The following is a 26,812-nucleotide window of genomic DNA, read 5'->3' on the forward strand; positions in this document are numbered from 1 at the left end:
TATTAATATAACTATAATAACAATACTGTAATTTATTGTATAATGTGTTTTTTTATAGCAATGATAACTTATGTATTTCTAAATGAATAAAGCAGTTTAATTTTTCATAACATAAATATTTATTTACTATTTATGTAAATATTTATATTATATATTGTATGAAGATATGAGCATAAAATATGATTTTTATAATATAAAACTTGACATAGTTTCAAGAATTTAAAAAATTGGATAAAAGGAGTTATACATAAATGAGTGTGAGAAATTTAGTAGATGAATTAGATGAAATTATATATGTTTCCTCCTTGGATACATATGAACTTTTATATACTAATAAAAATGGGAAAAGGGTGCTAGGACTTGATGATATTTCTCATAGAAAATGTTATGAAGCATTACAAGGGAGAGATTCTCCTTGTGAATTTTGTACTAACTCTTTTTTGAAAGATGATGAATATTACATATGGGAAAATACAAACACTGAAATAGATAGACATTTTATATTAAAAGATAAATTAATTAAGTGGGAAGGTAAAGCTGCACGACTGGAAATAGCTCTTGATATTACTGATAAGGAAAATATAAGTAAGTCGATAGAGGAAAAATTGGAAATAAAAGAATTACTAGTTGGGTGTATTAAACATCTTATAACAGAAACTAATTTTTCAAATGCTATAAATCTTGTATTAAGCAGTATTGGGAAATTTCATAAGGCTGATAGAGCATATATTTTTGAAGTGTCATCAGATGGTAAAAAGATAAATAATACATATGAATGGTGCAATCAAGGTGTTGAGGGACAAAAACAATTCCTTGAAGATATTGATATTGAAGCATTAAAAAATTGGTTTTCATTATTTTATGAAAAAGGTTTTATAATATTAGATAATATAGAAAGTATAAAAGAAACACAACCAATTGAGTATGAAATTTTAAAACCTCAAAATATTGAAAGTTTAATAGCATCTTCATTAAAGCAAGATGACAAAATTATTGGATTTATTGGAGTCGACAATCCACATAGAGCTGTTAAAGATACATCTCTTTTGACTTCTCTATCTTATTTTTTATTGACTGAAATGAAAAAGAGAGAGGTAGAAAATAAATTGAATCATATGAGTTATTATGACTTTTTGACTGGAGTTTACAATAGAAATAAATATATTAAATACATAGATAATTTTTACAGCAATAAAGCTAAATCTATAGGTGTTGTGTTTATAGATATAAATGGATTAAAAGATATTAATGATAACTTCGGACATGCTAGTGGCGACTCAGCTATTGTGTCAACCTGTGTAATTATAAAAAAATACTTTCATTCCTATAATATTTATCGTATTGGTGGAGATGAGTTTGTTGTATTATGTGAGGAAATTTCAAAACAACTATTTGAAGAAAAGGTTACTTGGTTAAGTGAAGAGTTTAAAGATACTAGGGTATATAGTGTAGCAATAGGAAGCATTTGGAGTGAAGATAGTATAAATATACATAGCTTGGCTAAAATTGCTGATGAGAGAATGTATCAAGATAAGCAAAGATATTATGAAAAAAATAAACTAAAGACCAATAAAGTAGAGGGGATAAACAATTTAACTGGTTCAGAAAAAAGAATTTTATCTACATATGAAAATTTAGAGACGGAAGAACCTTTTGACAGTATAACAAGTGATGGATATTCTAAAACTTATGAAAAACTAGTTTATAATACATATGATATTATCTTAGATATTTGCTTAGAGAAAAATTTAATTACTCCAATCCATCAATCAGAAAACAATATTTTTAAAATTTCTGTAAAAGAGAATATACAAAAAACATTTTTATATATTAGAAATTATATAGTTCATCCTGATGATAGAGCTATATTTTACTCTAATCTTTATTCAAAGTTTCTTGATGATTCAAAAAATAACAAGCAAGAGGACTTAAAGTTGAGTTTTGAATGTAGATGTTTAGGAGAGGATAAAAGGTACTATTGGACATCCATGTGTATCCTAAATGTTATCAGTAAAAATAAATTTGGTGAAAATCAGACACATATTTTGCTTTCTATTAAAAATATAGACCATATTATGCAAATACGTAAAAGACAAAGAGATATATTGACAGGGCTATATAATTACGAAGACTTTTGTCAACAAGCAAACTTATTACTTAAAAAACATCCTGATAAACATTATGTTGCTATAATGATGGATATAGATAAGTTCAAGGTAATTAATGATATTTATGGTATTCAAGAGGGAGATAGAGCATTAATATATATTGCAGAATTGATTAAAAAAAATATTACTTCTAAGGGAATCTGTTGTCGTATGTATGCAGATGTGTTTTGCATTTTTTATGAGTGCTATCAGGATAAAGATGTAGATAAATTAATTTATAAAATTACAAAAAATTTAAGTACAAAGCAATTTGAGTATATGTTAATACCATGCTTTGGAATTTATAGGATTCTGGATAATAATATATCAGTTACAAATGCCTGTGAAATGGCAGGATATGCACATAAAAATGTAAAGAAGCAGAGCATAAATCATCATATGTTTTATGATGAAGCTATGAGAAATGATGCAATTGAAGAAAAACAGATGGAAAGAGAAATGGAATATGCATTGGAAAATGGACAGTTTCATGTATACTTACAACCTAAATATAATCTTGAAATAAATAAAATTGTAGGAGCAGAGGCTTTAGTTAGATGGATACATCCAGAAAAAGGTATAATACCTCCAAATAAATTTATATCACTATTTGAGAAGAATGGATTTATCATTAAACTAGATATGTATATATGGGAGCAAGTATGTGCTTTAATAAGAAAATGGATAAACTTAGGTCAGAAGCCAGTACCTATTTCCGTAAATGTATCAAGATTACACTTGTATAATCCTCAATTTAGATATATTGTTTTAGGTCTAATAAATAGATATAATATACCAAAATCATTTTTGGAATTAGAACTTACAGAAAGCTTATTTATTAAAAATATAAAGTTATTTGCTAAGATAATAGCAGAGCTTAGAACAGATGGTATTATTTTAAATATGGATGATTTTGGTTCAGCATATTCTTCATTAAATATGTTAAAAAATATAAATATTGACACATTAAAGATAGATTGTGGATTTTTTAATGAAAAAGAAATTACAGAAAGAGAAAAAATTGTTTTAAAGCATACTATAGCCATGGCTAAGGACTTAAAAATGGATGTAGTTGCAGAAGGTGTAGAAACAAAAGAGCAAGCAGAGTTTTTGGCTAGTTTAAATTGCGTGGTAATTCAAGGATATTACTATTGTAAGCCTATTCCAAGTAGGGATTTTGAAAGTTTACTTTATAATCATCAAGATAGTAAACTAATAACTACTTAAAATAATATGCTTCATTTAAATATAATATATTCTGTGATAGGTTGTCTAAATTAAATGTAAGATAGTCTGTATATATTCAATCAATTAATAATTCAGGATTGAATATATATAGGATTTATAGTATTTAAAATTTATTTTTCAGACATTTTTATCCTAAACGCTTGTATAGAGATTCTTTACCATAAATATAGAATGTGAGATAATAAATTAAATAAAAAATAAAAAGCAATGACATTATAATTTTTTTAGTAAGTACAATATTGATGGATTAGGAGCGAAGTTTATGATAGTGGGTATTATAGGTCCTTCAGACTCTGGCTTTAAGATAAAGGAAGACTTAAAACAGATAGACAGCAATTTAGAAACTAAAATATATGTAAGAGAAAAAGTAGTAGATACAGTAGAAGTTATTTCGAAATGTGAAGATGAATGTGATGCCATTATATTTACAGGGTGTGGAGTCTATGAGTTTATAAAATCTAGATATGAAATAAGTAAACCACATTCATTTGTTCCAAGAAGTGGGACAAGTATAATGAAAGCATTTTGGGCAATAAAGAGTGCAAATATAAAGCTAGATAAATTTAGTATAGATGTAGTTGATAGATATGTTGTAGAAGATGCACTTAAAGAGTTTGATATTGAAGCTACAAGTATATTTTGTAGGCCATTTTCTGTAGAAGTAGGAGAATCTGAACTTGCAAAGTGGCATATACAATTGTTTGAAGAAAATAAGACTGAGATAATGATAACTGGTTTTGGAGCAGTGTACAATGAGTTAAAGGAAAGAGGTTATCCTGTATTTCGCCTACAAGCAACTATACAATTAATCAAAGAAAGTTATGAAAAAGTGAAGAGTGAATATGCTCTAAGTGAGGCTAGATTTTCTCAAATTGCAGTAGAAATATTGAGTTTAATAGATTATAAAGAGAAGATAGAAAACTATTATTCTGATATGATAAAAAAATCAGATATGGATAAGCTTGTAGTAAACTATGCAAGAAGTATTCAAGGTTCTTTATTTTCGTTTGGAAGAAATGATTATGTAGTATTTGTTCATAAAGGTGTAGCTGATAATGAGTACAATTATGATAAATTATTTAAGCTAAAAAGAGATATAAAAGACATGGGATTTTCTCTTAGTATAGGGATTGGTACTGGGGTAACTGCATATCAAGCTGAAAATAATGCACATAAAGCATTAAGACATTCAATAGATTCAAAAGAGATTGGTATATATTTAGTAGATGAAGATGAAAATATAAGAGGTCCTTTAGCCTCAGAAAATGAATTAAATTACTCCCTAGTATTGGCTGATGAAAAAGTAATAGAAATATCTAAAAAAACTGGGATGAGTTGCGAATCAGTAGCAAAAATCATAGCTATAAGTGAAAATAGAAAAAGCAAGATTTACGATTCAAAAGAATTGGCAGAATATCTAAATGTAAGTGAAAGAAGTGCAAGGCGTATACTGAATAAAATAGTAAGTGCAAATCTAGGTAGAATATGTGCTAAAGAAACTAGTATTGGTGGAGGAAGACCAAAGAATATTACTGAGATATTGTTTTAAAATATTATATAAGATTGTATCAAGTGTCATATAAAACACTAAAACCTATGTAAATCAACTTTTTAAGATAGTACTTATAGAGTCGAAAATACATAGGTTTTTAATTATGAGATTTAAAGAGTAATACTGTATAAAAGTATTTATATGAGTGATAGTACTCTAATTTATCATTAATTTTTTATAATTCATTATTTAACTTAATCATATGATAGACTGATTTAAAAGTAGAATCTAATATCTATAATCTAAACATATGATATGCTAATTTAGAAGAATATATAATAATTATAATTTAATCATATGATAAACTATTTTAGCAGTATCATATAATTCATCTATATTTACATATTCATTAACTGTGTGTACATCATACATCCCTAAACTTAATATAGCACAGTTATATCCAAGATTAGCTAGTATATTTGCATCACTACCACCACCAATTACCATTGGATTTGGAACAACACCAACTTGTCTTATTGCTTCCTCACTTAATTTAAAAACATGACTGTCTCTACTAAGTTCAAAACTTGGATAAGACATATTATGTTCAAAAGTGTAAGTAGTATTAAATTTAGATGCAGCATCTAAACAACATTTTTCCATATGATTAAGTTCATATTCTAAAGTTTCAGGGATATGAGACCTGATTTCAGCAGTTAATGTAACCTTATCAGTTACTATATTTGTAGCTCCACCACCTTCTATTTTACCTATGTTTGAAGTTGTCAGAGAATCTATTCTACCTATATGCATATTGCTTATTGCATGAGAGGCAACCAATATAGCATTTATACCTTTTTCAGGTTCTATGCCAGCATGTGCTTTTTTACCATAAAAAGAGATTTTTATAGATTCCTGTGCAGGAGCCTTATATGCTATAGAACCAATAGCTCCACCAGAATCTAAAATCACCATATCCTTGCAAGGTAAATTATCAGGGTTAAAGTTTTTAACACCATGCATACCAGCTTCTTCACAAATTGTAAAACATAGATATATATCTCTATGTGGTATTTTTTCTGTAATAACATGTTCTAGAGCTTCAAGGATAGCGGCTATACCAGCTTTGTCATCTGCACCAAGTGTGGTAGTCCCATCACTTCTAACTACGTTACCATCTAGTATTGGATTTACACCTAAGCAAGGTTGAACTTGGTCCATATGAGCACATAAACAAAGAGGTCTACTTCCTTCTTCGCCTTTTATATATGCGATGACATTTCCCGTATTACCACCATATTTTTCACCAGCATCATCTATAATAGCGTCTATATTTCTTTCTTTTAGATAGTTTACTATCCATTTTGACATTTCCAATTCTTGATTAGATGGACTGTCAATTTTAACCATATCCATAAAATTATTTATAAGTCTATTTTTACTTAGCATAACGCATTTCTCCTTTTAGAAAAAAATTAAATAAATTACATACTATAAGAAGGGAATATTCCAGGTCCTAATGGAATATTAAACACCATAAATAGTATCAATAGTATAGTCCATACTATCAAGAATGATATAGAGTATGGTAACATATTAGCTATTACAGTACCCATACCCGCATCCTTATCATACTTTCTTGTAAATGCTAGTATAATAGGGAAGTATGGGAATAATGGGCTAAGTGGATTTGTTATACAGTCACCTATACGATAAGCCATTTGTGTAAGTGCTGGATTGTATCCAACCATCATAAACATTGGTACGAATATTGGTGCAAGTATAGCCCACTTTGCAGATGCACTTCCTATAAATAAATTTATAAAGCACGATAATATAATAAATCCTATCAATAATAAAGGACCATTTATTCCTGCTGATTTCAAAAACTCTCCACCTTTTACAGCTAGTATTAAACCTAAATTACTGTTTGTAAATAATTGCAAAAACTGTGAAGCAGCAAATGCTAGTATTATATATCCGCCCATATCACTCATTGCACCAGCCATTATAGAGACAACATCTTTATCCTTTTTTATTTTACCTATAGTTTTTCCATATACAACACCAGGTATAAAAAAGGCTAAAGCTATTATAGGTACCATACCTTTCATAAGAGGAGCATTATTTGATAATAAATCTCCTGTTTCTGGGTCTGCTAAGAATGGTTTTTGACCAATTACACTAAGTGCTATTATAATTGCTGCATATATTAATATACTTATACCAGCTTTTTTAAGTCCTTTTTTTTCTACATCGCTAAGACTACCATCAACATCTAACTCTGCATTTCCCTCGTATTTACCAAATCTAGGAGCTACAATTTTTTCTGTTACCCAAGTTGCCAATAATATTAATACAAAAGTTGATGCTATCATAAAAAATAAGTTCATTGTTGCATTAGCTTCAAATCCAGAATCAATCATCTGAGCTGCTGGTACTGTAAAGCTTGCAGCAAGTATATCGTTAACACTTATCATGATGTTTGCTGCAAATCCTAGACAGACTGCGGCATATCCAGAAAATAAACCTATAAGTGGATGTCTTCCAACACCAAGATATACAAGAGCAGCCAATGGTGGGAATAGTATTGTACCTGCATCTGATGCAATATTTGCAAGCATACCTATAGTCATTACAACAAGAGTTACTTTTGTTTCAGGAATTTTGCTTACTGATGCCTTTATTGTTGCTGTCATAAGTCCAGTTTTATCACAAACACCAGCACCTATCATAGTAACTAAAACTAGCCCTAAAGGTGCAAAGCCTTGAAAATTACTAACAATATTTCCTAATAAAATCTGAAGTTGTTCTACAGTTAATAAATTTACAGCAGTTATAGTCTCACCAGTACCAGGATGAACTACTGATATACCCATAGAACCGATTATGCTAGATAGTATAAGTAAAAGTACACATAATCCTAAAAATATTGTAACTGGGTCTGGTAGTTTGTTACCAACAATTTCTATTCTGTTTAATGTTCTGTCAAAAAAGTTCTTCTTTTTAACTACGTTATCATTCATAATATCCTCCCTATGTTTTTAAAATATAATATTGAAAATGAGTATTGTGGTCAAATTTATGATGTAAATTATGACTGTCAATTTAAGACGTGTCCACAATGTGTCCTAAAAAAAGTATAAAATAAACTTTTTCCTATGTCAATGTAATTTTCTGAATTTTCTGGATGAGTGGTGTTAATTAAATATGCTTTAAGTAGATTGATGCCGAATTATATCTAAGTTATCTACATTATATATACGCTTTAAAATTAATTTTAAAACAAAATTTTATAAAAATCTAGTGGAATATTAAGTTAGTAAAAGAATAAATTAATAAAATACAAAACTTTATAACAGCTAAAGTGGAGTATTTGGGTTAGAATTAAAAAATAATATGTAAGAGGATAAATTGTCATAAGAATATATGAAAAATATAAAAGATTAAAGAATGGTAGAGAAATAGTAAAATACACAAGTTTATATTATGATGAATATAACCTATGTAGGAGCTCTTTTTTAATGACTTTTGTATATGAGAATGCTATAATATATTCGATAATAAGTAAAGAGATATTAAAATAAAATTAAAAATATTAAGCTATTTATATGTTTTTGTAAACTAGATAGTAATATTATTATATTTTTATAAAAAATATATTGGAAATATAATCAATTTATATAATTGGAAATTATTGGATTGATTTTAATATAGAAATGAAAAAATATGAGTAATAGTACTATATTATAGTTAAATCACTTTTTAAATTAATAAATAATGTGAGAGTTTATTTATAAGTGTATTAACAGTAGTTGAACTGTAGAAGCATTAAATAATTTGTGAATGAGAGTGTGTAATGTACAAGGGGGGTATGATGTTAGAAACAATATTAAAGAATTTTAAAGCAAAGAAGATGAATTTGTATAAATCTGAAATTAGATTGAGAAATTACCGAAGTTTCTGTGGTTTATCATTATTAGGACTCACTATTTCAGCTATGGTGTTTGTATTTGGATTGATTTTATCAGAAGTTGTTACTTTTAATATAGAGTTTTTTATTATACTTGGATACTTTTTTATTCTTTATATTATTTCTAAATTTTACTTAAAAAAACATTCTCAGTATATAACACTTATCTTTTATTTGGCATTAACTCCAGCCATGATAATGGGTATTTTGATGGGAACTTTTCTAGATAAAACAGAACCATCAATCACGATTATGGTCTTTATATGTGTACTTCCTTTATTCATATTGGATAAACCGTGGAGAATTATTCTCTACATAACAGGAACTGCTATAATCTATGGTATTTGTTGCTTTATAGCAAAGGATATAAATATGTTTATGGCGGATTTAGTTGATTTAGTTATTTTTTATTTTTTATCTGTAGGTGTCAACTTTTTTATTCTAAATGACCGTATCGAAAGTGTAGAAAACTACATTAAATATAGAGCTAAATCAGAAATTGATTTATTGACAGGTATATATAATCGAGGTGCTGGTGTTGAAATGATTGAACAGCTTATGGAGGAAAAAAAGTATGGAGCCTTTATTCTTATCGATATAGATGATTTTAAATATATCAATGATTCTTATGGTCATATTGTAGGTGACCGTTATTTACAAGCTGTAGCTGATAATATAAAGAATATTTTTTATGATAGTGTAGTTTTAAGATTAGGCGGTGATGAATTTGCCATCTACGCTAAGGATTTAAATAATGAGGAGAAGTGTAGAATGCACTTTGAGAAATTATTTGATGCGTTAAATAATATGGAAGATTTATCACAGAATAATTATGTATTTCATATTAGTTTAGGATGTTCAATCTGTGATAAAAATATTACTAATTTTGAAGATTTATATAGTAAGGCAGATGAAGCTCTTTATGCAGCAAAGGAAGCAGGAAAAGGGTGTTATCGAATAAACTGATTTAATATTTTATCAGAATTTCTATCTATATCGAGTAGAAGTGAAATTGAATCAGAGGTATGTCCTGGTGTATCTATGATTTTTCCACATAGTTCTGCTTCAATTTCTTTACGATTATCATCAGATATAAGAAAACATCTCTTTTCAAATTCCTGTTTTAGTGGGGGAAACAAGTTTCTATTTTATTAAAAAACATACCACACTTACAATTATACTTCAAGATAACTTTATAAATTTTACGATTAGTATCTATTTGCAAAAAAACAAGACAATAATTATATGCTATAAAAAAATGAAATACAAGAAAAGATGGTATAGCCTCTATGACATATACCACCTTTTATATTATATAAATCAATCTTTAACGGACCTATAAAGTTTTGTCGTGTTTTTCTAAGAATGTTAAGTATTCTTCTTTAGTCATAACTGGAGTAAAGGCATCCAGTATACCTTTAGTCTCCTTAGCATTATCAAAAAGAAGGTCTACAACTGTAAGTGCCATAGCCTTAGCAGGAACTATGTAAGCTAAGTCTTCATCAACTATTTCAAAATCTCTCGTATGAAGAGCACCTTTTACACCACCAATCATAGGGTGAAGGGTAGGCATTATATGAGATACATCTCCAAAATCAAATGAACCAGTGAAATCTCCACCATCGATAATCTTTCCTTTTAAACCTAAATCTTCAAGGTTATTTTTAAATAGGTTATCAAGGTTTTTGTATCTTAATATTGGTAGATACCCAGGAATTTCAGTTATCTCAACATCAGCTCCAACCGCCATTCCACCAGCCATTAATGCTTTATTTATTCTTTTATTAGCATCTATCATGCCATTTATAGTTCTAGCCCTTACATATGATTCCATATGAACATCAGCAGGAACAACATTTACTATATCTCCACCCTTTGTGATGATAGGATGAAATCTAACTCTTTCAGATTCTTTAAAAGTCTCTCTAAGTGCATTTACATTATTTATAGCAAGCATTGCTGCATTTAAAGCATTTATTCCATCATGTGGAGCAGAACCAGCATGAGATTCTTTTCCTATAAATTTAACTTTTTTTCCAACAAATCCATTACTTTCAGGGCCAACTAGAGCCTTATCCTCTCCTAAATCTGAAGAGTGAAACATCATAGATATATCTATATCATCAAAATAACCTCTTTTTATTAGTTCTTGTTTTCCACCAAAGTAAGTTATTTTTCCTTCTTTTTTCAATTGTTCTCTGTATTCTAATTCAATAAATTCTTCAGCAGGAGTAGCCATAAAAGATATTTTACCATCTAAATGTTCCAAAACTCCACTTTTTACTAAACCAACAGCGGCACCTAACATTCCAGCTATTTGTATATTATGTCCACAAGTATGAGATGCACCTATTTCATTAGAATCTTTATGTTCTTTGCATGATATACCATCTAATTCTCCAAGTATAGATATATGAGGACCTTCTTTACCAGAATTTGCATCTGCCTTACATCCTGTAACAGCTATATTTTTTTCGACAGATAAGTTTAGTTCTTGTTCAAAAAAGTTTGAAACAGCTTCTGTAGTTTTATACTCTTTATATCCATATTCTGGATTCTTGTAGATTCCATGACCTATTTCTAATATTTTTTCTTTGTTTTCATCTATAGTCTTTATTACTAGAGATTTTAATTGTTCTTTATTCATAATAAGTTCCTCCTATATTTTACCTTGAATACTTAAAACTATATGAGCTATACTTGCACATGCAAAGAATATAGTTGTAAAAACAACAAGTGATATTATAACTATTTTCCATGACATTTCCTTTAAAGCTTCTATTTTGTTTCCAACAGAAATTCCTGCAAAAGCTAGTAGAGGAGTAGTTATAGCCATAAAATTAATATTATTAGTGCTAGTTAAGAATACTTCAGATGTTGGACTATATGGCATACTAAGTAAAAGACCTATTATAGTTGCAAATCCAAAAGCAGGAAATATTGATTTAGGAAATAAATCCTTTATAATCATAGCAGCCATAGCAGCTAATATTAACATTACCATTCCAGGAAAAGCTGTTACTATAGATGTACCAACACTAATTCTTTGCCCTATAAGAATTATAACTCCAATAATAGACATAACCAATAATTGATATGAACTTTTCTTTAAATCTAAATTAGCAAACATTTATTAGCACTCTCCTTTTGTAGTTTTTGTTTCTTCAGCCTTTTTACTTTTTGAAAATTTAGGTTCTAAAATTTTGTACATAAAGTTAGTAAATGGTAAAGATACAAAGACCAAGAATATAATTCCTGTTATACTAGACATCATATTACTTGTTGCTGCATAGGCAAGTATTGTATCTGCCATTTCTGGAGGTACCATGGTAGAAAGTGAACCAGCAGCTGCGGTCATCATACTTCCACTACCAACACCACAAGCCATTCCTAAAGCATATGGATGAAGGCCACTATAAATTGACACTGAGCCTAACACACTAAAATATATAGTACCAAGAACTGTACCCATTAAATATGTACCAAGTACGCCACTACCTTCTGGAGAATTTATTCCATATTTTTCAGATATAACTCCTAAAGAAGGTTCACGGCTTATACTTGCAGTAGCTCCAATAGCTTCTCTTTTCATACCAAATATTAAAGCAAGTGGTAATGCGACTATTGGTGCAAGTATGTGACCAAATTCTTGAGCAAGAAATGCAGGCCCAGCTTGAATTATCTTATCGATGTTTGGACCAACAGTAGTCCCATATTTTATACCAAGCATTACTAGTGCAATTCCAACAACTTCACCAGCAATATTGATTTCTTTTTCTCCAATAACTTTTTTAAGTGCTTTAATTTTTTTTCCCAATAAATCAGGTGTTATTATAAGTCCGATTATAACTGCATAAAGCATTGGAAATAGTATTATAGAAGCTGAACCAATAGCTAAGGTTCTTTGTCCTATAAATTCACATATTACTACTAAGATTAAGCAAGTTAAAAAGACTTGAATAAAGTGTTTTTTATTAATTTCCATGATTGCCTCCCTAAAAAATAAATATTGTACTTATTTGAATTTGAAATAGAAAATACGTTTTCTTGAATATAATACGTTTTCCTAAATTACATAGAATTACATAATAAAACTAAATTAGATAGAATTATATAGTAAAATTGTTTTTCAAATAAGTTTCAGAAATGTCAATAACATGTCCTTAATTAAGAATAAATCAAAAATTTAACATTGTCAACGAAAAAATATCTAAAATATTACATAACTTCAAAATATTAGCATATAAATTTATTTATTAAAAATTTGCTTAAATATTGTAGGAATAAAATATAAAAAGCTTTAAAATAAATAATATAATAGTAAAATTAATAAATTATAAAGTTTAAAGCAATGGGAAAAATCAACTTAATAAATACATGAAAGCTCTATGGTTAATTTATAGAAAATAAAGATAAATATAATAATTTTAGTAGGTGATAATAGATGAAAATAAATAGATTAACAGAAATAATAGTAATACTATTAAATAAAAAATTAGTTACTGCTAAAGCGTTGGCTGAGAGGTTTGAAGTTTCTACAAGAACTATATATAGAGACATAGAAACTCTGTCTATGTCAGGTGTGCCAGTATATATGACTAAAGGCAAAGGAGGAGGAATATCTTTAATAGAAGAATATTCTATAGACAAAACTATATTGTCAAAGGAAGATAAGGAGAGTCTAATAATAGCACTTCAAACATTGCAAGCAACAAAGTATCCAGAAATAAATTCAGTAGTAGATAAAATTGGTTCAATATTTGGAGAAAGTAATTTTGCAAACTGGATTGAAATAGATTTTACTGAATGGGGAAGTAATTTTAATGAGGATGATAAATTTACAAAAATAAAAAATGCTATTTTAAGACGCAACACTATAAATTTTGATTATGTAAATAGTTTTTCAAGTCAGACAAATAGAACTGTTGAACCTATGAAGCTAATGTATAAAAGTAAGACTTGGTATTTGTATGGGTTTTGCAAATTAAAGGACGATTTTAGAATATTTAGAATCAGTAGAATGAAAAACTTAGTAGTAAAAGAAGACTTATTTTCAAGAAAGATGATTGAAGAGGCATGTTTAGATGACTCTAAAATAATTAAAGAACATATTGTAACTCTAAGGCTAAGATTTAAAGAAAAGATGCTCTATAGAGTTTTTGATGATTTTAACAATGATTTAATAACTAAAAATGAAGATAATACATATGATGTAATTGCAGAATTCCCAATTGGAGAGTGGATTTATGGATATATCTTATCTTTTGGAGATAGTGTTGAAGTACTTGAACCTAAATTCATTAGAGATAATGTAATAAATAGGTTGAGAGAGATGTTTAATATGTATTCCTTATAAGTTACTATTACTAAATTTAATTATATTAAAATATATGACATATAGATGTCGTATTTTATAAATTATAATTAAATCAAAGAAACATATAATCAAAAGCAATCAATAAAGCTAAAGTGAGGTATAAAGTATGGATTATGAAATAGTACATATAAGTGAAAAAATAGTAGTAGGTGTATCAAAAGAAACTACAAATAACAATGGGCAAGCAGTAAAAGACATAGGTGAATTATGGAAAAACTTTATGGGGAAAGGTATCTATAATGCTATAAAAGGTAAAAAAAATGATAAAACAATAGGTTTATATACAGACTATCAAGGTGATTTTACAAATCCATATAATTTTGTAGCATGTTGTGAAGTAAATAGTGAAGATGATAAGGATAACAATCTAAGTGAATTTAATGAAAAAGATATTTGTGGAGAATTTGTTATAAGTAAAGTTATACCAGGTGGTAAATATGCAAAATTCACTATAACAGGAGATATACAAAAGTCAGTGGGAGAATTCTGGTTTGAGTTTTGGAAAATGGATTTTGATAGAACTTATATAAGTGATTTTGAGGAATATCAAAATAATACATATGATATGAATAATCAAGAAGTTCATATTTACATTGGAATAAGATAAATTCATTGATAAATTTTAATAGATAAAACTTATTATAGGGATAAATAAGTTGATAATCATGACGGAGTGTATTATACACTCCCAATTTTTATTTTACAATTTATATTTAAAAATGATAAATTTATTACCATCCTTTTTTATATGTTTTAGCTTTATTTTTCTTGATGGGCTTCAATTTATTTACATGATTTCCAGTAAACATTATTAAAAATGCTGAAATTATTAGCATAAATAATATTACAAAAAAACAGTATGAAGTATTATACAAAGCAGATGGAGTATTATATTGAATAATCCCTAATCCAGCAGTTGTTGGATATAAATTTACTAAGAGTTCATGGCTAGAGGCGAAAGTTCCAATATATCCATAAAAAAATGTGAATATAACTCCAGCAAGAAAAATATTTTGTGAATGACTTGTTAGTATAATAACTGGCATAACTGCTATATAAAGGCAAAAATTCATAATAATAATTTGAATCATAGCTTTTATAGCAAGTGAGAATGTCATACCTGGAAAATTAGCAATAGTATTAACAACTATTACAAATAAAAAGCTTGTCAGACTTAAAAGTACTGTAAGTAGAGCAATAGTAAGTAATTTACCTATAAGTACTTCACGAAAAGTAATAGGAATTACCAAAATATTTTTAAGGGTATCATCAGTCTGTTCACGTGTAATAATATAACCAGCAATCAATGTAATAGTTGCAGGAAAAATCATAGTGCAATTAATCATTATTACAGAATTTACAAAGTATTCGAAGTCCCATAATACACTATCATTTGCTGTCGAAGTAAACCATGTTAAGAGAACAGATAGAGATATCATAACAATGCCTGACCATATAATAGAATATCGTTTTAATTTAAGCATTTCAGCCTTGATAATTTTTCCAATCATTTTTATTTCACTCTCCTGTTATAAATGCTAGCAATTAAAAAGGTAGATATTGCTGCAATCAATAAAATAGATGTAAATGTTTGTGTAAATGATGGTAGCAAAGCTTCTATTTCTGGAGACATTGGAGATACAATAAGTTTATCTGTTAACTCTCCTGAAGACCAAAGTAAAAATGAAGTAATAGGCATACATTGTAAAAATGTAGTCATACCAGATGACAAATTTGCTCCCAATATAAACAACATTGATAAATTAAATATGGAGTAGAAAAAGCAAATTAACACTGAAAAAATATATTGTAGACGCAATACAGAAAATAATTCCGAATATAAACAATATAGCCAATTTTGTAAGAACAAGCTTAGTAGCTGATATAGGAATTGTTTTTAAATTTTTAAAAGTATCATTATCTCTTTCTATAAAAAATAGCAAGACTGAGATAATTCCCAAAATACAAGGTAGTAAAAAAGACATTCCATAACCTAAAATCATACTGTAAATATTGTCATAAGCTGACCTCAAATACATTTCACTTGTATTTTCAGACATTTGATTCATAATTATAATAGTAATTGGAATTGGAAATAAAAAAGCACTAATAATTGTAAATACAATAAACTTTTTACGTTTTAATTTCCAAAATTCACACTTTATTAATTTAAGCAATTCCAGCACCTCCAGTTACCTTTTTGAAATAATCTTCTAGTGTATCTTCGCAAGTATGAGCTTCTGATACATAGGCACCACTTTCCATAAAAGCTCTTGTTATTTTAGACACAGGTATGGTAGTTTCATATAAACGAATACTATTATTATCTTCAACTCTAAAATTATTTGTTTTGAAATCTTGTTCCAAAACTCGAGAAGCTTGTGCTGTATCTGTTACAATAAAATGAATATACTTTCTATTTTTTTGTTCTAATTCCTCTAAACTTTCTTCTTCCAAAAGTATACCATTATCTATAATGCCTATATCATCTGCTAGTAGAGCAATTTCAGAAAGAATATGGCTTGAAATTAAAATAGTTTTTCCTCTTTCTGTACAAAGGTCACGGATAAATGTTCTTACTTCTGATATACCTATAGGGTCAAGTCCGTTGATTGGTTCATCTAAAATTAATATTTCTGGGTCGTGCATTACCGCCAAAGCAATTGCAAGACGCTGTTTCATACCAAGAGAATATTTTGAAAATAGCTTTTTATCACGATAAGGTAATCCAACTAATTCTAATGTATGTTTGATTGCATTTCTGTTTGGTATACCTCTAAGTTCAGCAAAAAGTTTTAAATTTTCTGTACCTGTTAAATTTGGATAAAATCCAGGTGACTCTATAAGGCTACCAATACGTGGCAAGATTTTTTTACTGTTAGTGTAGATATTTTTACCAAAGATATGTACTTCTCCAGATGTTGGTTTTGTAAGACCTAAAAGCATTTTCATTACTGTGGTTTTTCCAGCACCATTTCTTCCAAGTAAGCCATAAATTCTACCTTTTCTTATATGCATATTTAAATTAGAGACACTTTTTTGATCCCCATATTGTTTTGTTAAGTTGGTTGTTTTGATTATAAAATCATTCATGTTATAAAAAACTCCCATTTGCATTATCAAATTTATATTGTATTTATTTATACATTTGATTATAACATTTGAACCTAGAGTTAACCTAGAATTGTAAATAAATCTGGATTTATAAATAAAAAAGCCCATACATCTGTAAGGACTTTGTAGAATACTTTATTTGAATAATGGAAACCACATACAAAATGAAGTCTTTTTATTTGGTTCACTTTGTACCATGATATTTCCTCCCATCTTCTGAACAAGGTGCTTAACTATAGAAAGTCCAAGACCACTACCTTTTTGAGATCGTGATTTATCACATTTGTAAAGACGGTCAAAAATATATGGAAGGTCCTGTTTTGAAATACCTTTACCGTTGTCATTAACTGTAACTGTTACATTTAAGTCTTGCAATACAATACTAATTTCGATATAACTTGCACTACTATGATAAATAACATTTTGAATTAAGTTATTTAATATTCTAGAATAAGCTTCAATATCAACACAAATAAAAGTTTGTTTTTCAGGAATATCAATATCATAATTCATATTATAATCTTCAAATATAGGTATCCAGTCTTTTAGAATATCACGAGTTAATTCTGATAGTTCAACTTTTTCAATAATAAAGATTTCGTCATTTGAATTAAGTTTAAACCATTCAAATATTTTGTCTATATATTCCTTCATATCATGTGATTTTGTTCTAGCTATTTCAATGTATTGTTCACGTTCTTCTCCAAGTACAAAGCCTTTTTGCGAAGCATCTAAGTATCCAATTAGAGTAGTTAGGGGGGTACGTACATCAATGAGATAGACTAGTCATTAGTTCCTTATTAGCCTGATTTGCTTTTTTTAGAAAAATAATTTGTTCACAGTAATTATGAACAATTTCATTAATCTTATAGCAGATAGAAGTCGTTATATCATTTGGAGAGGCAAGAATCTTATGATTATTATTGCCTTGAGAAATATCATCTAGAATCTCTACCACATTATTTAATCGATGTTTTATATTTAGAAGTTTTATAAATAGTAATATGGCAATAAATGTAGATATAATTGCAATTATTGAAACAACATCAGGATATAATTCAGTATTTATATTTTTCATAATTACACCTCACGATTAAAACGATAACCCATACCTTTTACCGTTTGAATATAACTTGGATTATCAGCATCAAAGTCAATCTTTTTTCTTAGTCGGCTTATATACCCCATGAGATTTGCATCATCATAAGCATACTGTTCTTTCCACACTTCTTCATAAATTTGTTTTTTTGTAAGTATTCTCCCTTGATTTTCTGCTAGGTACCTAAGTACTTCAAATTCTTTTATTGGAAGTTCTATTTGTTTTCCACTAACAGTCACAACACAATTATCTAAGTCAATAGATAATCCCTTAAAGGAAAGTATAGATGATTTTTCAGTATGAGAATGATTTAGAGTGGTATATCTGCGAATCAAGGATAAAACTCTAGCAATAAATTCATCAATGTTAAATGGTTTAGTCAAGTAATCATCAGCGCCAGAACGTAAACCATGAATCTTATCACTATTTTCAGTCTTAGAAGTCAGCATCAATACTGGGACAGAACTGATTTTACGTATTTTTTTAAGAATTTCAAATCCATCTAATTCTGGCATCATAACATCTAATACAATTAATTGAAAGTTATCATTTAAAACTGCATTTAAACCATCTTTACCACAATGGCAAGTATAAGCATGTATACTCTCTCTACTTACACATTTTTTGAGTAGCTCACAAAGTTCTATATCATCATCTATAATCAATATTTTGTTCATAACCTAAATCCTCCTTTAGTGATACATAAGATTCTATTAATTATAAATAGACTATAAATTTAAATTCAATTTGAATAATAATATATATATATTATACAAATATTTTTAATTTATTATATTTCTACATAGTTAAATAAGCAAGTGATTATATTTAAAATAAACAAGTAAACTTTAGCTTTAATACTTTTAAATAATATTATAATATATACTTAATAAAATATAAAAAAACTTTTTCAAAAATATAAAAATTATATTATATAAAATTGCAATAAGTATTAAAAATATAATTTTTTTTAACATATAATTGATTTTTTGACAACTGTTTATGTTTTTATGTGATTATGTTTTTAATAACTCGTCAAAATGCCAAACATATATTACAATAGAGATATAAGTTTTTTAATTGACAAACTGTATTAATAAAGTTGAATATAATATAGCATGAATATTTACTTTTGTTTATAAATGAAATGTATTTATTATGTAGGGAAAGTAAGTCGGTAAGTATAGACAATGACTGAAAAATAATAGCATTTATTGTTACAAGTATGGAGGAGTTAGTTTTATGGGAAATAAAATTTTAATAGTAGATGATGCTATTTTTATGAGAATGATGATTAAAGAAGCTCTGAGTAAAAGTGGGTACGATAATTTAGTAGAAGCAAGTGATGGAGAAGAAGCTTATAATATGTTTAAAGATGAAATGCCTGATTTGACACTACTTGATATTACAATGCCTAAAAAAGATGGTCTAGAGGTATTAAAGGAAATAAAAATGTTGGATTCAAATGCTAAAGTGGTGATGTGTTCTGCAATAGGGCAAGAAAATATGATTGTGGAAGCTGTAAAGCTTGGAGCACTAGATTTTATAGTAAAGCCATTTAAAACAGAAACATTGATTAAAGTTGTAAATAATGCCTTAAAATAAAGGCTGTAAATACACCTTTATATAGTAAAAATACATAAATGTAACAATAGAGGGAGGGGTTTATATTATAAATTATTCACAACTTGATGATGTCCATATAGATGCTCTTAGAGAAATTGGTAATATAGGCTCTGGGAATGCAATTACTGCACTTGCATCCATGATAAATAGTAAGATAGAAGTATTAATACCTATGGTCAAGATACTTGAATATAATGAAGCTACAAATTTACTTGGAGGTCCAGAAAACAAGGTTGTATGCATTTTACTTGATATGAAGGGCGATATTAATGGGATGTTTATGTTTTTGTTGGATGAATCAATCACTCAACTTATGCTTAACTCTCTTTTTAATAAAGATGAAGCTTTTTTAGACGAAATTACAGGTATTGAAATTTCTGCAATCAAAGAAATAGGCAATATTATGGCAAGTTCTTATGTAAATGCTATTGCATCTATGCTAAATATGAACATAAGTATTTCAGTTCCAGATATGTGTATTGATATGGTTGGAGCTGTGTTAAATGTCCCTATGATAAGATTTTCTGATGTTGGGGACAAAATTTTATTTATAGAAAATAAATTTAAAAATAGCGATAATTATTTTATTAGCCACATATTGATGATTCCAGAAATGGACTCGCTTAAAGAAATATTAGTAAGATTGGGATTAGCAGTATGAGTAGAGAGATAATAGTAAATATTGCAGATATGAAAATAGTGTATAAACCAAATGTTTTGGTTACTTATGCACTTGGCTCTTGTGTAGGAGTATGCTTGATAGATAAAATAGCGGGAATTGGTGGAATGTTACATGTTATGTTGCCATATAGTAAAGATGCTATTCACATTGAAAATAAATATAAATTTGCTGACACAGGAATAAATGAACTTATTAAGTCTATGGAGCATATAGGTGCAAATAGGACATATATAAAAGCAAAAATAGCTGGAGGAGCCCAGATGTTTTTAGGAAATAGTAATTCATCAATTGCAAGCATAGGCTATAGGAATGTTGAAGCAGTAAAAAAAACTCTTTTAAGCTTAAATATTCCTATAATAGCAGAAGATACAGGAATGAATTATGGAAGAACAATACGCTTTTATACTGAGACAGGCGATTTAATTGTAGACTCAATAAATAAAGGAAAAAAGAAAATATAGCTATATTTTTATGTAGAATATGTTTAAGGGGGAGGTATTAAATGAGATTTCCAGATGACCCATATTTAGGTTATGAGTTAGTCGATGAGGGGATTAAGTACATAAAATTTAAAGTAGATGGACAGAACTTTGGGATTGAACTTGAAAAAGTCATAGAGATTGTTGGGAATCAGGAAATCATATTTATTCCAGAACTCCCAACCTATTCAAAAGGAATAATAAATTTGAGGGGAAAAATTATCCCAATAATAGATATGCATTTAAGACTGAGGAAAAATAATTTAAATACTACTGATTATGTATATATAGTAATAGTTGAGCTGGAAAGTTTAGTAGTTGGATTTGTAGTTGATAAAGTTGAGGAGATAATAGGTTTAGAAGAAAATCAAATATCACCTCCACCAAGAGTTACTCTTGAATATTCAGATTATTTTGTAAGCGGTATTGGAGAGATAGACAATCAAATAATTGCCTTGTTAGATTTGGAGAAGCTTTTGACAGATGAAGAAGAACTTTTAATAGATGAATTGCTTTGTAAATACAATTGCACTATCATGTAACACATATATATAATTATAGTGGCATTGTAATTATATTATAATGGGAACATTTGGAACTATAGTGGTATAATTATTAAGTATAAGAATTTTAAATTATAAGAATTTGAATATATTATGTTTAAGAGAGGTTTGGATATGGAAAATAAGCAACAAGGAACAATTTTAGTCGTTGATGATAGTGTTCTAATGTGCGATTTAATAGATAAAACACTTACAAAAGATAATTTTAAAGTCATAAAAGCATTTAATGCAATAGAAGCAAAAGAGTGTATTAAAGATTGTACACCAGATATTATTCTGCTTGATATAATTTTACCAGACAACTCTGGATTTGAATTGTGTAGAGAAATGAAATCTAATATTCGTACAGAAGACATACCTATAGTTTTTATAACTTCAAAAAATACAGACACAGATATAGTAAAGGGTTTTGGAGTAGGAGCGATAGACTATATGGTAAAACCTTTTAGTATGACAGAACTAAAAGCTCGTGTTATGGCTCACATTGAAGTTAAAAAATCTAAAGATAAATTAAGAAAAATAAATAATGAGCTGGAATCTTCTCTTGAAAAATTAAATAGATTAGTTGTAAGAGATTATCTTACAGGTCTTTATAATAGACGTCATATAATTAATCAGCTTATGGAACAAAGAAAAATTAATAGATATAGTCATGAAACAGTGTCTCTTATTCTTGGAGATATTGACGATTTTAAAGTTATTAATGATACTTATGGTCATGAAGCAGGAGATTTTGTGCTAACAGTAATCTCAAGTATAATTAAAAAGAATTGTAGACAAATTGATACTGTATCAAGATGGGGTGGAGAAGAATTTTTGATAATGCTCACTAATACTTCAATAGAAGGAGCAAAAATACTTTCAGAGAGAATTCGCAAAGAAATAAAGGAATTTGAATTTAACTATAAAGGAAATGAAATAAAATGTACTATTACATTAGGAGTAGTAGAGGTAAACTCAACTATATCATTAGAAGAAAATATATCCCTAGCAGATAAGGCAATGTACGAGGGTAAAAATCTAGGAAAAGATTGCAGTGTAGTAAGTACAATGAATGGACTACAGAAGATATAGATTGATATCTTGATAAACTTACTTTATAAAGGAGTATAGATATGAAAAGAGAAGTAAAGCTTTCCAAATTGGCAATAGTATTGCTAATTGTTATAGTACTAGCCGTTATGGCAGGAATTTTTTCTTCAATTTCATCTTATAGAGCATTTGAGAAAGTGGAAAAAAGTATCAATGACATGAACAATTTGAGAAATCAAAGTCAGTATATAAAAGACACAACTGGAGAAGTTTGTGACATGTTAAGAAGATACGTTTTTACAGGTGAAAAAAAGAATAAGGATGTCTATGAAAAAGAGCTATATGGAAAAACAAGAGAATCCGCTTTAAATAAACTTGAAAAAATTGGTCTTACAAAGACTGAGTCAAATAAAATTTTGGAAGCTAAAGAGATATCTGATTCTTTGGTACCAAAAGAACAAAGTGCTATAAATGCAGTTGAAAGTAATGACAAGAGCTTAGCTCAAAGCATAATTTTTAGTAGGGAATATGTAGAATCTCAAGAAAAAATGGATTCTTTAATAGATGAATTTCAAGAGGATGTAGTTACTCGTTCAAATGCTGAAATTGTGGAAGTCAAAAAAGAATTACAAAGTTTGATACTAAGAACGATATTTATACTCACACTATTAATCATATTAACAATGATAGAATATACAGTAATAAAACTAAAGATAGTAATTCCTATTAATAAAGTAGAAAAACACTTTTCAAGAATTGCATCTGGGGATTTAAGAACAAGCATAGATGTTGAAGAAAGTAAATCTGAAATAGGAATGTTAGTAAGTTCTGTTAAAAAGATGCAAGATATGTTGTTAAATTATATAGACCTTATAGATAGTACATTGACTAGTATCGCAAAAGGGGATTTAAGAATAGACATAGAACAAGAATTTATAGGAGATTTTAAATCAATCAAAACATCATTAGAAAGTATAATAAATTCTTTTAATGATGATTTCTATGAAATAAATCTATCAGCTGAGCAAGTTGCAAGTGCATCAGAACAAGTATCAGCAGGTGCACAAGCTCTTTCACAGGGTGCTACTGAACAAGCTAGTTCAGTAGAAGAATTAGCCTCTACAATTAATGAAATATCTGATGGAATTAAGCAATGTGCAGATAGTGCTAGTCTTGCATGTGAAGTATCTGACCAATCAGCACTACAAGTTGGTTTTGGAAGTAGATGTATGGATGATATGATGACATCAATGGGGGAAATAAGTGAAAAATCAAATGAAATATCAAAGATAATCAAAACTATAGATGAGATAGCTTTTCAAACTAATATTCTTGCATTAAACGCAGCTGTTGAAGCAGCAAGAGCAGGTCAATATGGTAGAGGATTTGCAGTTGTTGCAGATGAAGTTAGGTCTTTGGCAGGAAAAAGTGCTAAAGCAGCTCAAAATACAGCAATTCTTATAGAAGAAGCTATTAAAACAGTGGAAAATGGTGTCAAAATTGCAGAAGAAACTGCAAAAGCATTAGACTTAGTTGTAAATGGTGTAGAAAAAACTACTAATTATATTAATGGAATTTCTTCATCTGTACATAGTCAAGAGATAGCAATTACACAGATTTTATCTGGAATAGAGCAAATTTCAATAGTAGTTCAAATGAACTCTGCAACAGCAGAGGAAAGTGCTGCAGCTTCAGAAGAAATGTCTGCTCAAGCGCAAATTTTAAAAGAATTAGTAGAAAAATTTCATCTAAAAGAAAGTGAGATAAGAAAATCATCGTGGATTTAGATTATAGAATATTATATATAATGAAAAATAGAAATTTATTTGTCGACTGTAGGTGATAAATATGAATTATATTGAACCAAGTATGAGACCAATGTTAGATATGTTTATCTTTGAGACAAGTCTATTACTCGAGCAATTAGATGAAATTATGATTCAGACAGAAAAAGAAAGAGTATTTAGCAACAGTAATATTAATGAAACTTTTAGAATTATGCATACAATAAAAGGCTCAGCTTCTATGATGGGTCTAGACAATATGTCTGCTTTAGCACACAGTGTAGAAGACCTATTTTATATTATACGTGAAAGAAAAATAGAGATTATAGATAATGATTTATTGTTTGATTTAGTTTTTCAAGCATTAGATTTTATAAAATCTGATGTTGGGAAACTACAATCAGGAGATTGTATAACTTCTGATTGCTCTAGCTTTATAAAAGATATTGAAGATTATGTAAGTACTCTAGAACTATCAAGTTCTACAAATTTACAAGATAAGTTGAACTTAGAAGACACATACGAAAAAGAAATAACTAATTTAAATTTTTCATATAAAGAAGGCTCAGACATAGTTAAAATAGTTTTTGAACAAGATTGTATGATGGAAAATGTAAGAGCCTTTATGCTTACATTTGAATTGCAAGATTACTGTGAATTTCTAGCATTTTATCCTGAGGATGTAGAAAAAAATACGGATACAGCAGAATATATTAAAAAATATGGATTTTATATACAATTTATCGCTAAAGATGATAAGAACATAATTTATAAAACAATAAAAGATAATCTATATGTAAAAGAGTATTTAAATGTTGATAAAGATGATATATATACAAGTGAAAAACAGGATAATATGTTGGCTAAAAAGCCAAAAACTAATTTAGAGATAAATTCCAAAGATGAAAATAATTTTGTAAAAGAAAAAAGTGTATTACAAGAAAATGTTTTAAATGAGGAAATTGACTTAGAGAAAGATGGTTTAATTGAAGAAAATGAGCATCTGCCAATAAGTAAACAAAATATTATGACTGTAAATTTAGAAAAACTAGATTTACTTCAAAATATAGTTGGAGAAATTGTAATCATGGAATCAATGGTTGTAAATAGTGTAGATTCTAAAGGTGTTGATATAGATAATTTCAATAAAGCAACAAGACAATTACATAAGCTTACAGATGAATTGCAGGATATAGTAATGTCAATGCGTATGGTTAAAATTGCAGGTGTATTTCAAAAAATGCATAGAATTGTACGAGATATGAATAAAAAATTAGAAAAAAATGTTGAACTAATAACTATAGGAAATGAAACAGAAGTAGATAAAAATGTAATGGATAATTTAGCAGAACCATTTATGCATATTATAAGAAATGCTATGGACCATGCAATAGAGCCTGCTGATGAACGTATATCTAAAGGTAAAAAAGAAATAGGAACTATAATTTTATCTGCTGAAAATTTAGGTGGAGAAGCTGTCATAAGTATTTCAGATGATGGGAGAGGTCTCATGAAAGATAAGATTTTGGAAAAAGCTAAAGAACAAGGTCTTCTTAAACATCAAATTAATGAATATACTGATGATGAAATTAATTCTTTAATTATGACTCCAGGATTTTCTACAAAGGAATCTATAACTGAATTTTCTGGTAGAGGAGTAGGGATGGATATTGTTCGTAAAAGTATTGAAAAAGTCGGCGGTTCAATTGGTGTAAAAAGTACAAAAGATGAAGGAACAACATTTACTATAAAAATACCACTGACACTTTCTATAGTAGAAGGTATGGAGTTCAAAGTTGGAAACTCGATGTTTACTTTGCCAATATCATCAATAAGAAGTACATTTAAACTTGCAGATTTAAGCCAAGTAATTAAAGATGGAAGTGGGACAGAATTAATTACAATATATGGAGCATGTATTCCTATTATAAGATTACATAAAATATATGATATTCATACAGATATAACTGAATTAGTAAATGGGAATATGATAATCATAGAAAATGAGCATAAAGCAGTATGTATTTTTGTGGATGAAATAATAGGAACTCAACAGGTTGTAGTAAAGCCATTTCCAGTTTATTTTAACAGGTTTAATATGAAAAACAATGGCTTTTCAGGATGCACAATACTTGGTGATGGAAGTATAAGTCTGATTATAGATGCAGATAACATTATGGAAATATATTAGGGGAT

Annotated in this window: 22 protein-coding genes and 1 pseudogene; 13 read left to right on the forward strand and 10 right to left on the reverse strand. The window is 28.2% G+C overall.

Annotated elements, in window-relative coordinates:
• Positions 1 to 251 precede the first annotated feature (251 nt).
• Positions 252 to 3,374, forward strand: coding sequence for a bifunctional diguanylate cyclase/phosphodiesterase (locus KGF52_RS07625; protein ID WP_227839681.1), 3,123 nt, complete (start codon positions 252 to 254; stop codon positions 3,372 to 3,374).
• Positions 3,375 to 3,657: 283 nt separating this feature from the next.
• Positions 3,658 to 4,944 carry a transcriptional regulator gene (locus KGF52_RS07630; protein WP_227839682.1) on the forward strand — a complete coding sequence of 429 codons (1,287 nt, stop codon included), beginning with the start codon at positions 3,658 to 3,660 and terminating at the stop codon, positions 4,942 to 4,944.
• 285 nt (positions 4,945 to 5,229) lie between these two features.
• Here the strand turns inward: KGF52_RS07630 and KGF52_RS07635 are convergent, their stop codons facing one another.
• Both KGF52_RS07635 and KGF52_RS07640 read right to left on the reverse strand, forming a co-directional pair.
• Positions 5,230 to 6,336 (reverse strand): M20/M25/M40 family metallo-hydrolase, encoded by a 1,107-nt coding sequence (locus KGF52_RS07635; protein WP_227839683.1) that lies wholly within the window; start codon positions 6,334 to 6,336, stop codon positions 5,230 to 5,232.
• 35 nt (positions 6,337 to 6,371) lie between these two features.
• On the reverse strand, positions 6,372 to 7,913 hold the full coding sequence (locus KGF52_RS07640; protein ID WP_227839684.1) for an AbgT family transporter: 1,542 nt from the start codon (positions 7,911 to 7,913) through the stop codon (positions 6,372 to 6,374).
• A gap of 851 nt (positions 7,914 to 8,764) precedes the next feature.
• Here KGF52_RS07640 and KGF52_RS07645 point away from each other — a divergent pair.
• A complete protein-coding gene (locus tag KGF52_RS07645; protein WP_227839685.1) occupies positions 8,765 to 9,826 on the forward strand; it encodes a GGDEF domain-containing protein in 1,062 nt (353 codons plus the stop codon).
• A gap of 370 nt (positions 9,827 to 10,196) precedes the next feature.
• On the opposite strand, the gene KGF52_RS07650 is transcribed toward KGF52_RS07645, so the two are convergent.
• From KGF52_RS07650 to KGF52_RS07660, 3 genes are read right to left on the reverse strand one after another with little or no spacing between them, the layout of a single operon-like run.
• Positions 10,197 to 11,507 (reverse strand): M20 family metallopeptidase, encoded by a 1,311-nt coding sequence (locus KGF52_RS07650; protein ID WP_227839686.1) that lies wholly within the window; start codon positions 11,505 to 11,507, stop codon positions 10,197 to 10,199.
• A gap of 12 nt (positions 11,508 to 11,519) precedes the next feature.
• Positions 11,520 to 11,990 carry a hypothetical protein gene (locus tag KGF52_RS07655; protein WP_227830001.1) on the reverse strand — a complete coding sequence of 157 codons (471 nt, stop codon included), beginning with the start codon at positions 11,988 to 11,990 and terminating at the stop codon, positions 11,520 to 11,522.
• Between the two features lie 3 nt (positions 11,991 to 11,993).
• Positions 11,994 to 12,845 carry a DUF3100 domain-containing protein gene (locus KGF52_RS07660; RefSeq protein ID WP_227839687.1) on the reverse strand — a complete coding sequence of 284 codons (852 nt, stop codon included), beginning with the start codon at positions 12,843 to 12,845 and terminating at the stop codon, positions 11,994 to 11,996.
• A 459-nt stretch (positions 12,846 to 13,304) separates the two neighbouring features.
• Here KGF52_RS07660 and KGF52_RS07665 point away from each other — a divergent pair, with 459 nt between their 5' ends.
• Both KGF52_RS07665 and KGF52_RS07670 read left to right on the forward strand, forming a co-directional pair.
• Entirely contained in the window at positions 13,305 to 14,216 is a 912-nt protein-coding gene (locus tag KGF52_RS07665) for a helix-turn-helix transcriptional regulator (protein ID WP_227839688.1), read from the forward strand.
• Positions 14,217 to 14,343: 127 nt separating this feature from the next.
• Positions 14,344 to 14,844: a GyrI-like domain-containing protein gene (locus KGF52_RS07670; protein WP_227839689.1), complete on the forward strand. Its 501-nt coding sequence runs from the start codon at positions 14,344 to 14,346 to the stop codon at positions 14,842 to 14,844.
• Positions 14,845 to 14,968: 124 nt separating this feature from the next.
• Here the strand turns inward: KGF52_RS07670 and KGF52_RS07675 are convergent, their stop codons facing one another.
• Positions 14,969 to 15,748, reverse strand: coding sequence for an ABC transporter permease (locus KGF52_RS07675; RefSeq protein WP_227839690.1), 780 nt, complete (start codon positions 15,746 to 15,748; stop codon positions 14,969 to 14,971).
• A gap of 24 nt (positions 15,749 to 15,772) precedes the next feature.
• Here KGF52_RS07675 and KGF52_RS07680 point away from each other — a divergent pair, with 24 nt between their 5' ends.
• A complete protein-coding gene (locus KGF52_RS07680) occupies positions 15,773 to 16,015 on the forward strand; it encodes a hypothetical protein (RefSeq protein ID WP_227839691.1) in 243 nt (80 codons plus the stop codon).
• On the opposite strand, the gene KGF52_RS07685 is transcribed toward KGF52_RS07680, so the two are convergent.
• From KGF52_RS07685 to KGF52_RS07700, 4 genes and pseudogenes are all read right to left on the reverse strand, one after another.
• Positions 16,001 to 16,414: an ABC transporter permease gene (locus tag KGF52_RS07685; protein WP_227839692.1), complete on the reverse strand. Its 414-nt coding sequence runs from the start codon at positions 16,412 to 16,414 to the stop codon at positions 16,001 to 16,003. The genes KGF52_RS07680 and KGF52_RS07685 overlap by 15 nt on opposite strands.
• Positions 16,407 to 17,330, reverse strand: coding sequence for an ABC transporter ATP-binding protein (locus tag KGF52_RS07690; RefSeq protein WP_227839693.1), 924 nt, complete (start codon positions 17,328 to 17,330; stop codon positions 16,407 to 16,409). Before KGF52_RS07690 ends, KGF52_RS07685 begins: the two co-directional genes overlap by 8 nt.
• A gap of 156 nt (positions 17,331 to 17,486) precedes the next feature.
• A pseudogene (locus KGF52_RS07695) lies at positions 17,487 to 18,429 on the reverse strand (sensor histidine kinase).
• Between the two features lie 2 nt (positions 18,430 to 18,431).
• The gene (locus KGF52_RS07700) at positions 18,432 to 19,127 is read right to left on the reverse strand and encodes a response regulator transcription factor (RefSeq protein ID WP_227839694.1); all 696 of its coding nucleotides are present in this window, start codon (positions 19,125 to 19,127) and stop codon (positions 18,432 to 18,434) included.
• A gap of 565 nt (positions 19,128 to 19,692) precedes the next feature.
• Here KGF52_RS07700 and KGF52_RS07705 point away from each other — a divergent pair.
• The 7 genes from KGF52_RS07705 to KGF52_RS07735 all read left to right on the forward strand — a co-directional run bounded on the left by KGF52_RS07705 (position 19,693) and on the right by KGF52_RS07735 (position 26,807).
• Positions 19,693 to 20,055 (forward strand): response regulator, encoded by a 363-nt coding sequence (locus KGF52_RS07705; protein ID WP_227839695.1) that lies wholly within the window; start codon positions 19,693 to 19,695, stop codon positions 20,053 to 20,055.
• A gap of 97 nt (positions 20,056 to 20,152) precedes the next feature.
• Positions 20,153 to 20,737, forward strand: a complete 585-nt coding sequence (locus KGF52_RS21605) for a chemotaxis protein CheC (protein WP_227839715.1) — start codon at positions 20,153 to 20,155, stop codon at positions 20,735 to 20,737.
• On the forward strand, positions 20,734 to 21,219 hold the full coding sequence (locus tag KGF52_RS07715) for a chemotaxis protein CheD (protein ID WP_227829996.1): 486 nt from the start codon (positions 20,734 to 20,736) through the stop codon (positions 21,217 to 21,219). Before KGF52_RS21605 ends, KGF52_RS07715 begins: the two co-directional genes overlap by 4 nt.
• Positions 21,220 to 21,260: 41 nt before the next feature.
• Positions 21,261 to 21,779, forward strand: a complete 519-nt coding sequence (locus KGF52_RS07720) for a chemotaxis protein CheW (protein ID WP_227839696.1) — start codon at positions 21,261 to 21,263, stop codon at positions 21,777 to 21,779.
• A 135-nt stretch (positions 21,780 to 21,914) separates the two neighbouring features.
• The gene (locus tag KGF52_RS07725; RefSeq protein WP_227839697.1) at positions 21,915 to 22,874 is read left to right on the forward strand and encodes a diguanylate cyclase; all 960 of its coding nucleotides are present in this window, start codon (positions 21,915 to 21,917) and stop codon (positions 22,872 to 22,874) included.
• A gap of 41 nt (positions 22,875 to 22,915) precedes the next feature.
• Positions 22,916 to 24,619 carry a methyl-accepting chemotaxis protein gene (locus KGF52_RS07730; RefSeq protein ID WP_227839698.1) on the forward strand — a complete coding sequence of 568 codons (1,704 nt, stop codon included), beginning with the start codon at positions 22,916 to 22,918 and terminating at the stop codon, positions 24,617 to 24,619.
• A gap of 61 nt (positions 24,620 to 24,680) precedes the next feature.
• Positions 24,681 to 26,807 (forward strand): chemotaxis protein CheA, encoded by a 2,127-nt coding sequence (locus tag KGF52_RS07735; RefSeq protein WP_227839699.1) that lies wholly within the window; start codon positions 24,681 to 24,683, stop codon positions 26,805 to 26,807.
• Positions 26,808 to 26,812: the final 5 nt, after the last annotated feature.

The sequence above is a fragment of the Clostridioides sp. ZZV15-6597 genome, assembly GCF_020657815.1.
GTDB lineage: Bacteria > Bacillota > Clostridia > Peptostreptococcales > Peptostreptococcaceae > Clostridioides.

Bases quoted from the DNA above. Each gene is read 5' to 3' on its own strand.
- KGF52_RS07640 (WP_227839684.1), bottom strand. From the start codon at position 7,913: ATGAATGATAACGTAGTTAAAAAGAAGAACTTTTTTGACAGAACATTA.
- KGF52_RS07645 (WP_227839685.1), top strand. From the start codon at position 8,765: ATGTTAGAAACAATATTAAAGAATTTTAAAGCAAAGAAGATGAATTTG.
- KGF52_RS07725 (WP_227839697.1), top strand. From the start codon at position 21,915: ATGGAAAATAAGCAACAAGGAACAATTTTAGTCGTTGATGATAGTGTT.
- KGF52_RS07735 (WP_227839699.1), top strand. From the start codon at position 24,681: ATGAATTATATTGAACCAAGTATGAGACCAATGTTAGATATGTTTATC.
- KGF52_RS07630 (WP_227839682.1), top strand. From the start codon at position 3,658: ATGATAGTGGGTATTATAGGTCCTTCAGACTCTGGCTTTAAGATAAAG.
- KGF52_RS07680 (WP_227839691.1), top strand. From the start codon at position 15,773: ATGCTAGCAATTAAAAAGGTAGATATTGCTGCAATCAATAAAATAGAT.
- KGF52_RS07705 (WP_227839695.1), top strand. From the start codon at position 19,693: ATGGGAAATAAAATTTTAATAGTAGATGATGCTATTTTTATGAGAATG.
- KGF52_RS07720 (WP_227839696.1), top strand. From the start codon at position 21,261: ATGAGATTTCCAGATGACCCATATTTAGGTTATGAGTTAGTCGATGAG.
- KGF52_RS07625 (WP_227839681.1), top strand. From the start codon at position 252: ATGAGTGTGAGAAATTTAGTAGATGAATTAGATGAAATTATATATGTT.
- KGF52_RS07715 (WP_227829996.1), top strand. From the start codon at position 20,734: ATGAGTAGAGAGATAATAGTAAATATTGCAGATATGAAAATAGTGTAT.
- KGF52_RS07690 (WP_227839693.1), bottom strand. From the start codon at position 17,330: ATGAATGATTTTATAATCAAAACAACCAACTTAACAAAACAATATGGG.
- KGF52_RS07650 (WP_227839686.1), bottom strand. From the start codon at position 11,507: ATGAATAAAGAACAATTAAAATCTCTAGTAATAAAGACTATAGATGAA.
- KGF52_RS07730 (WP_227839698.1), top strand. From the start codon at position 22,916: ATGAAAAGAGAAGTAAAGCTTTCCAAATTGGCAATAGTATTGCTAATT.
- KGF52_RS07675 (WP_227839690.1), bottom strand. From the start codon at position 15,748: ATGATTGGAAAAATTATCAAGGCTGAAATGCTTAAATTAAAACGATAT.
- KGF52_RS07635 (WP_227839683.1), bottom strand. From the start codon at position 6,336: ATGCTAAGTAAAAATAGACTTATAAATAATTTTATGGATATGGTTAAA.
- KGF52_RS07700 (WP_227839694.1), bottom strand. From the start codon at position 19,127: ATGAACAAAATATTGATTATAGATGATGATATAGAACTTTGTGAGCTA.
- KGF52_RS07665 (WP_227839688.1), top strand. From the start codon at position 13,305: ATGAAAATAAATAGATTAACAGAAATAATAGTAATACTATTAAATAAA.
- KGF52_RS07660 (WP_227839687.1), bottom strand. From the start codon at position 12,845: ATGGAAATTAATAAAAAACACTTTATTCAAGTCTTTTTAACTTGCTTA.
- KGF52_RS07670 (WP_227839689.1), top strand. From the start codon at position 14,344: ATGGATTATGAAATAGTACATATAAGTGAAAAAATAGTAGTAGGTGTA.
- KGF52_RS07655 (WP_227830001.1), bottom strand. From the start codon at position 11,990: ATGTTTGCTAATTTAGATTTAAAGAAAAGTTCATATCAATTATTGGTT.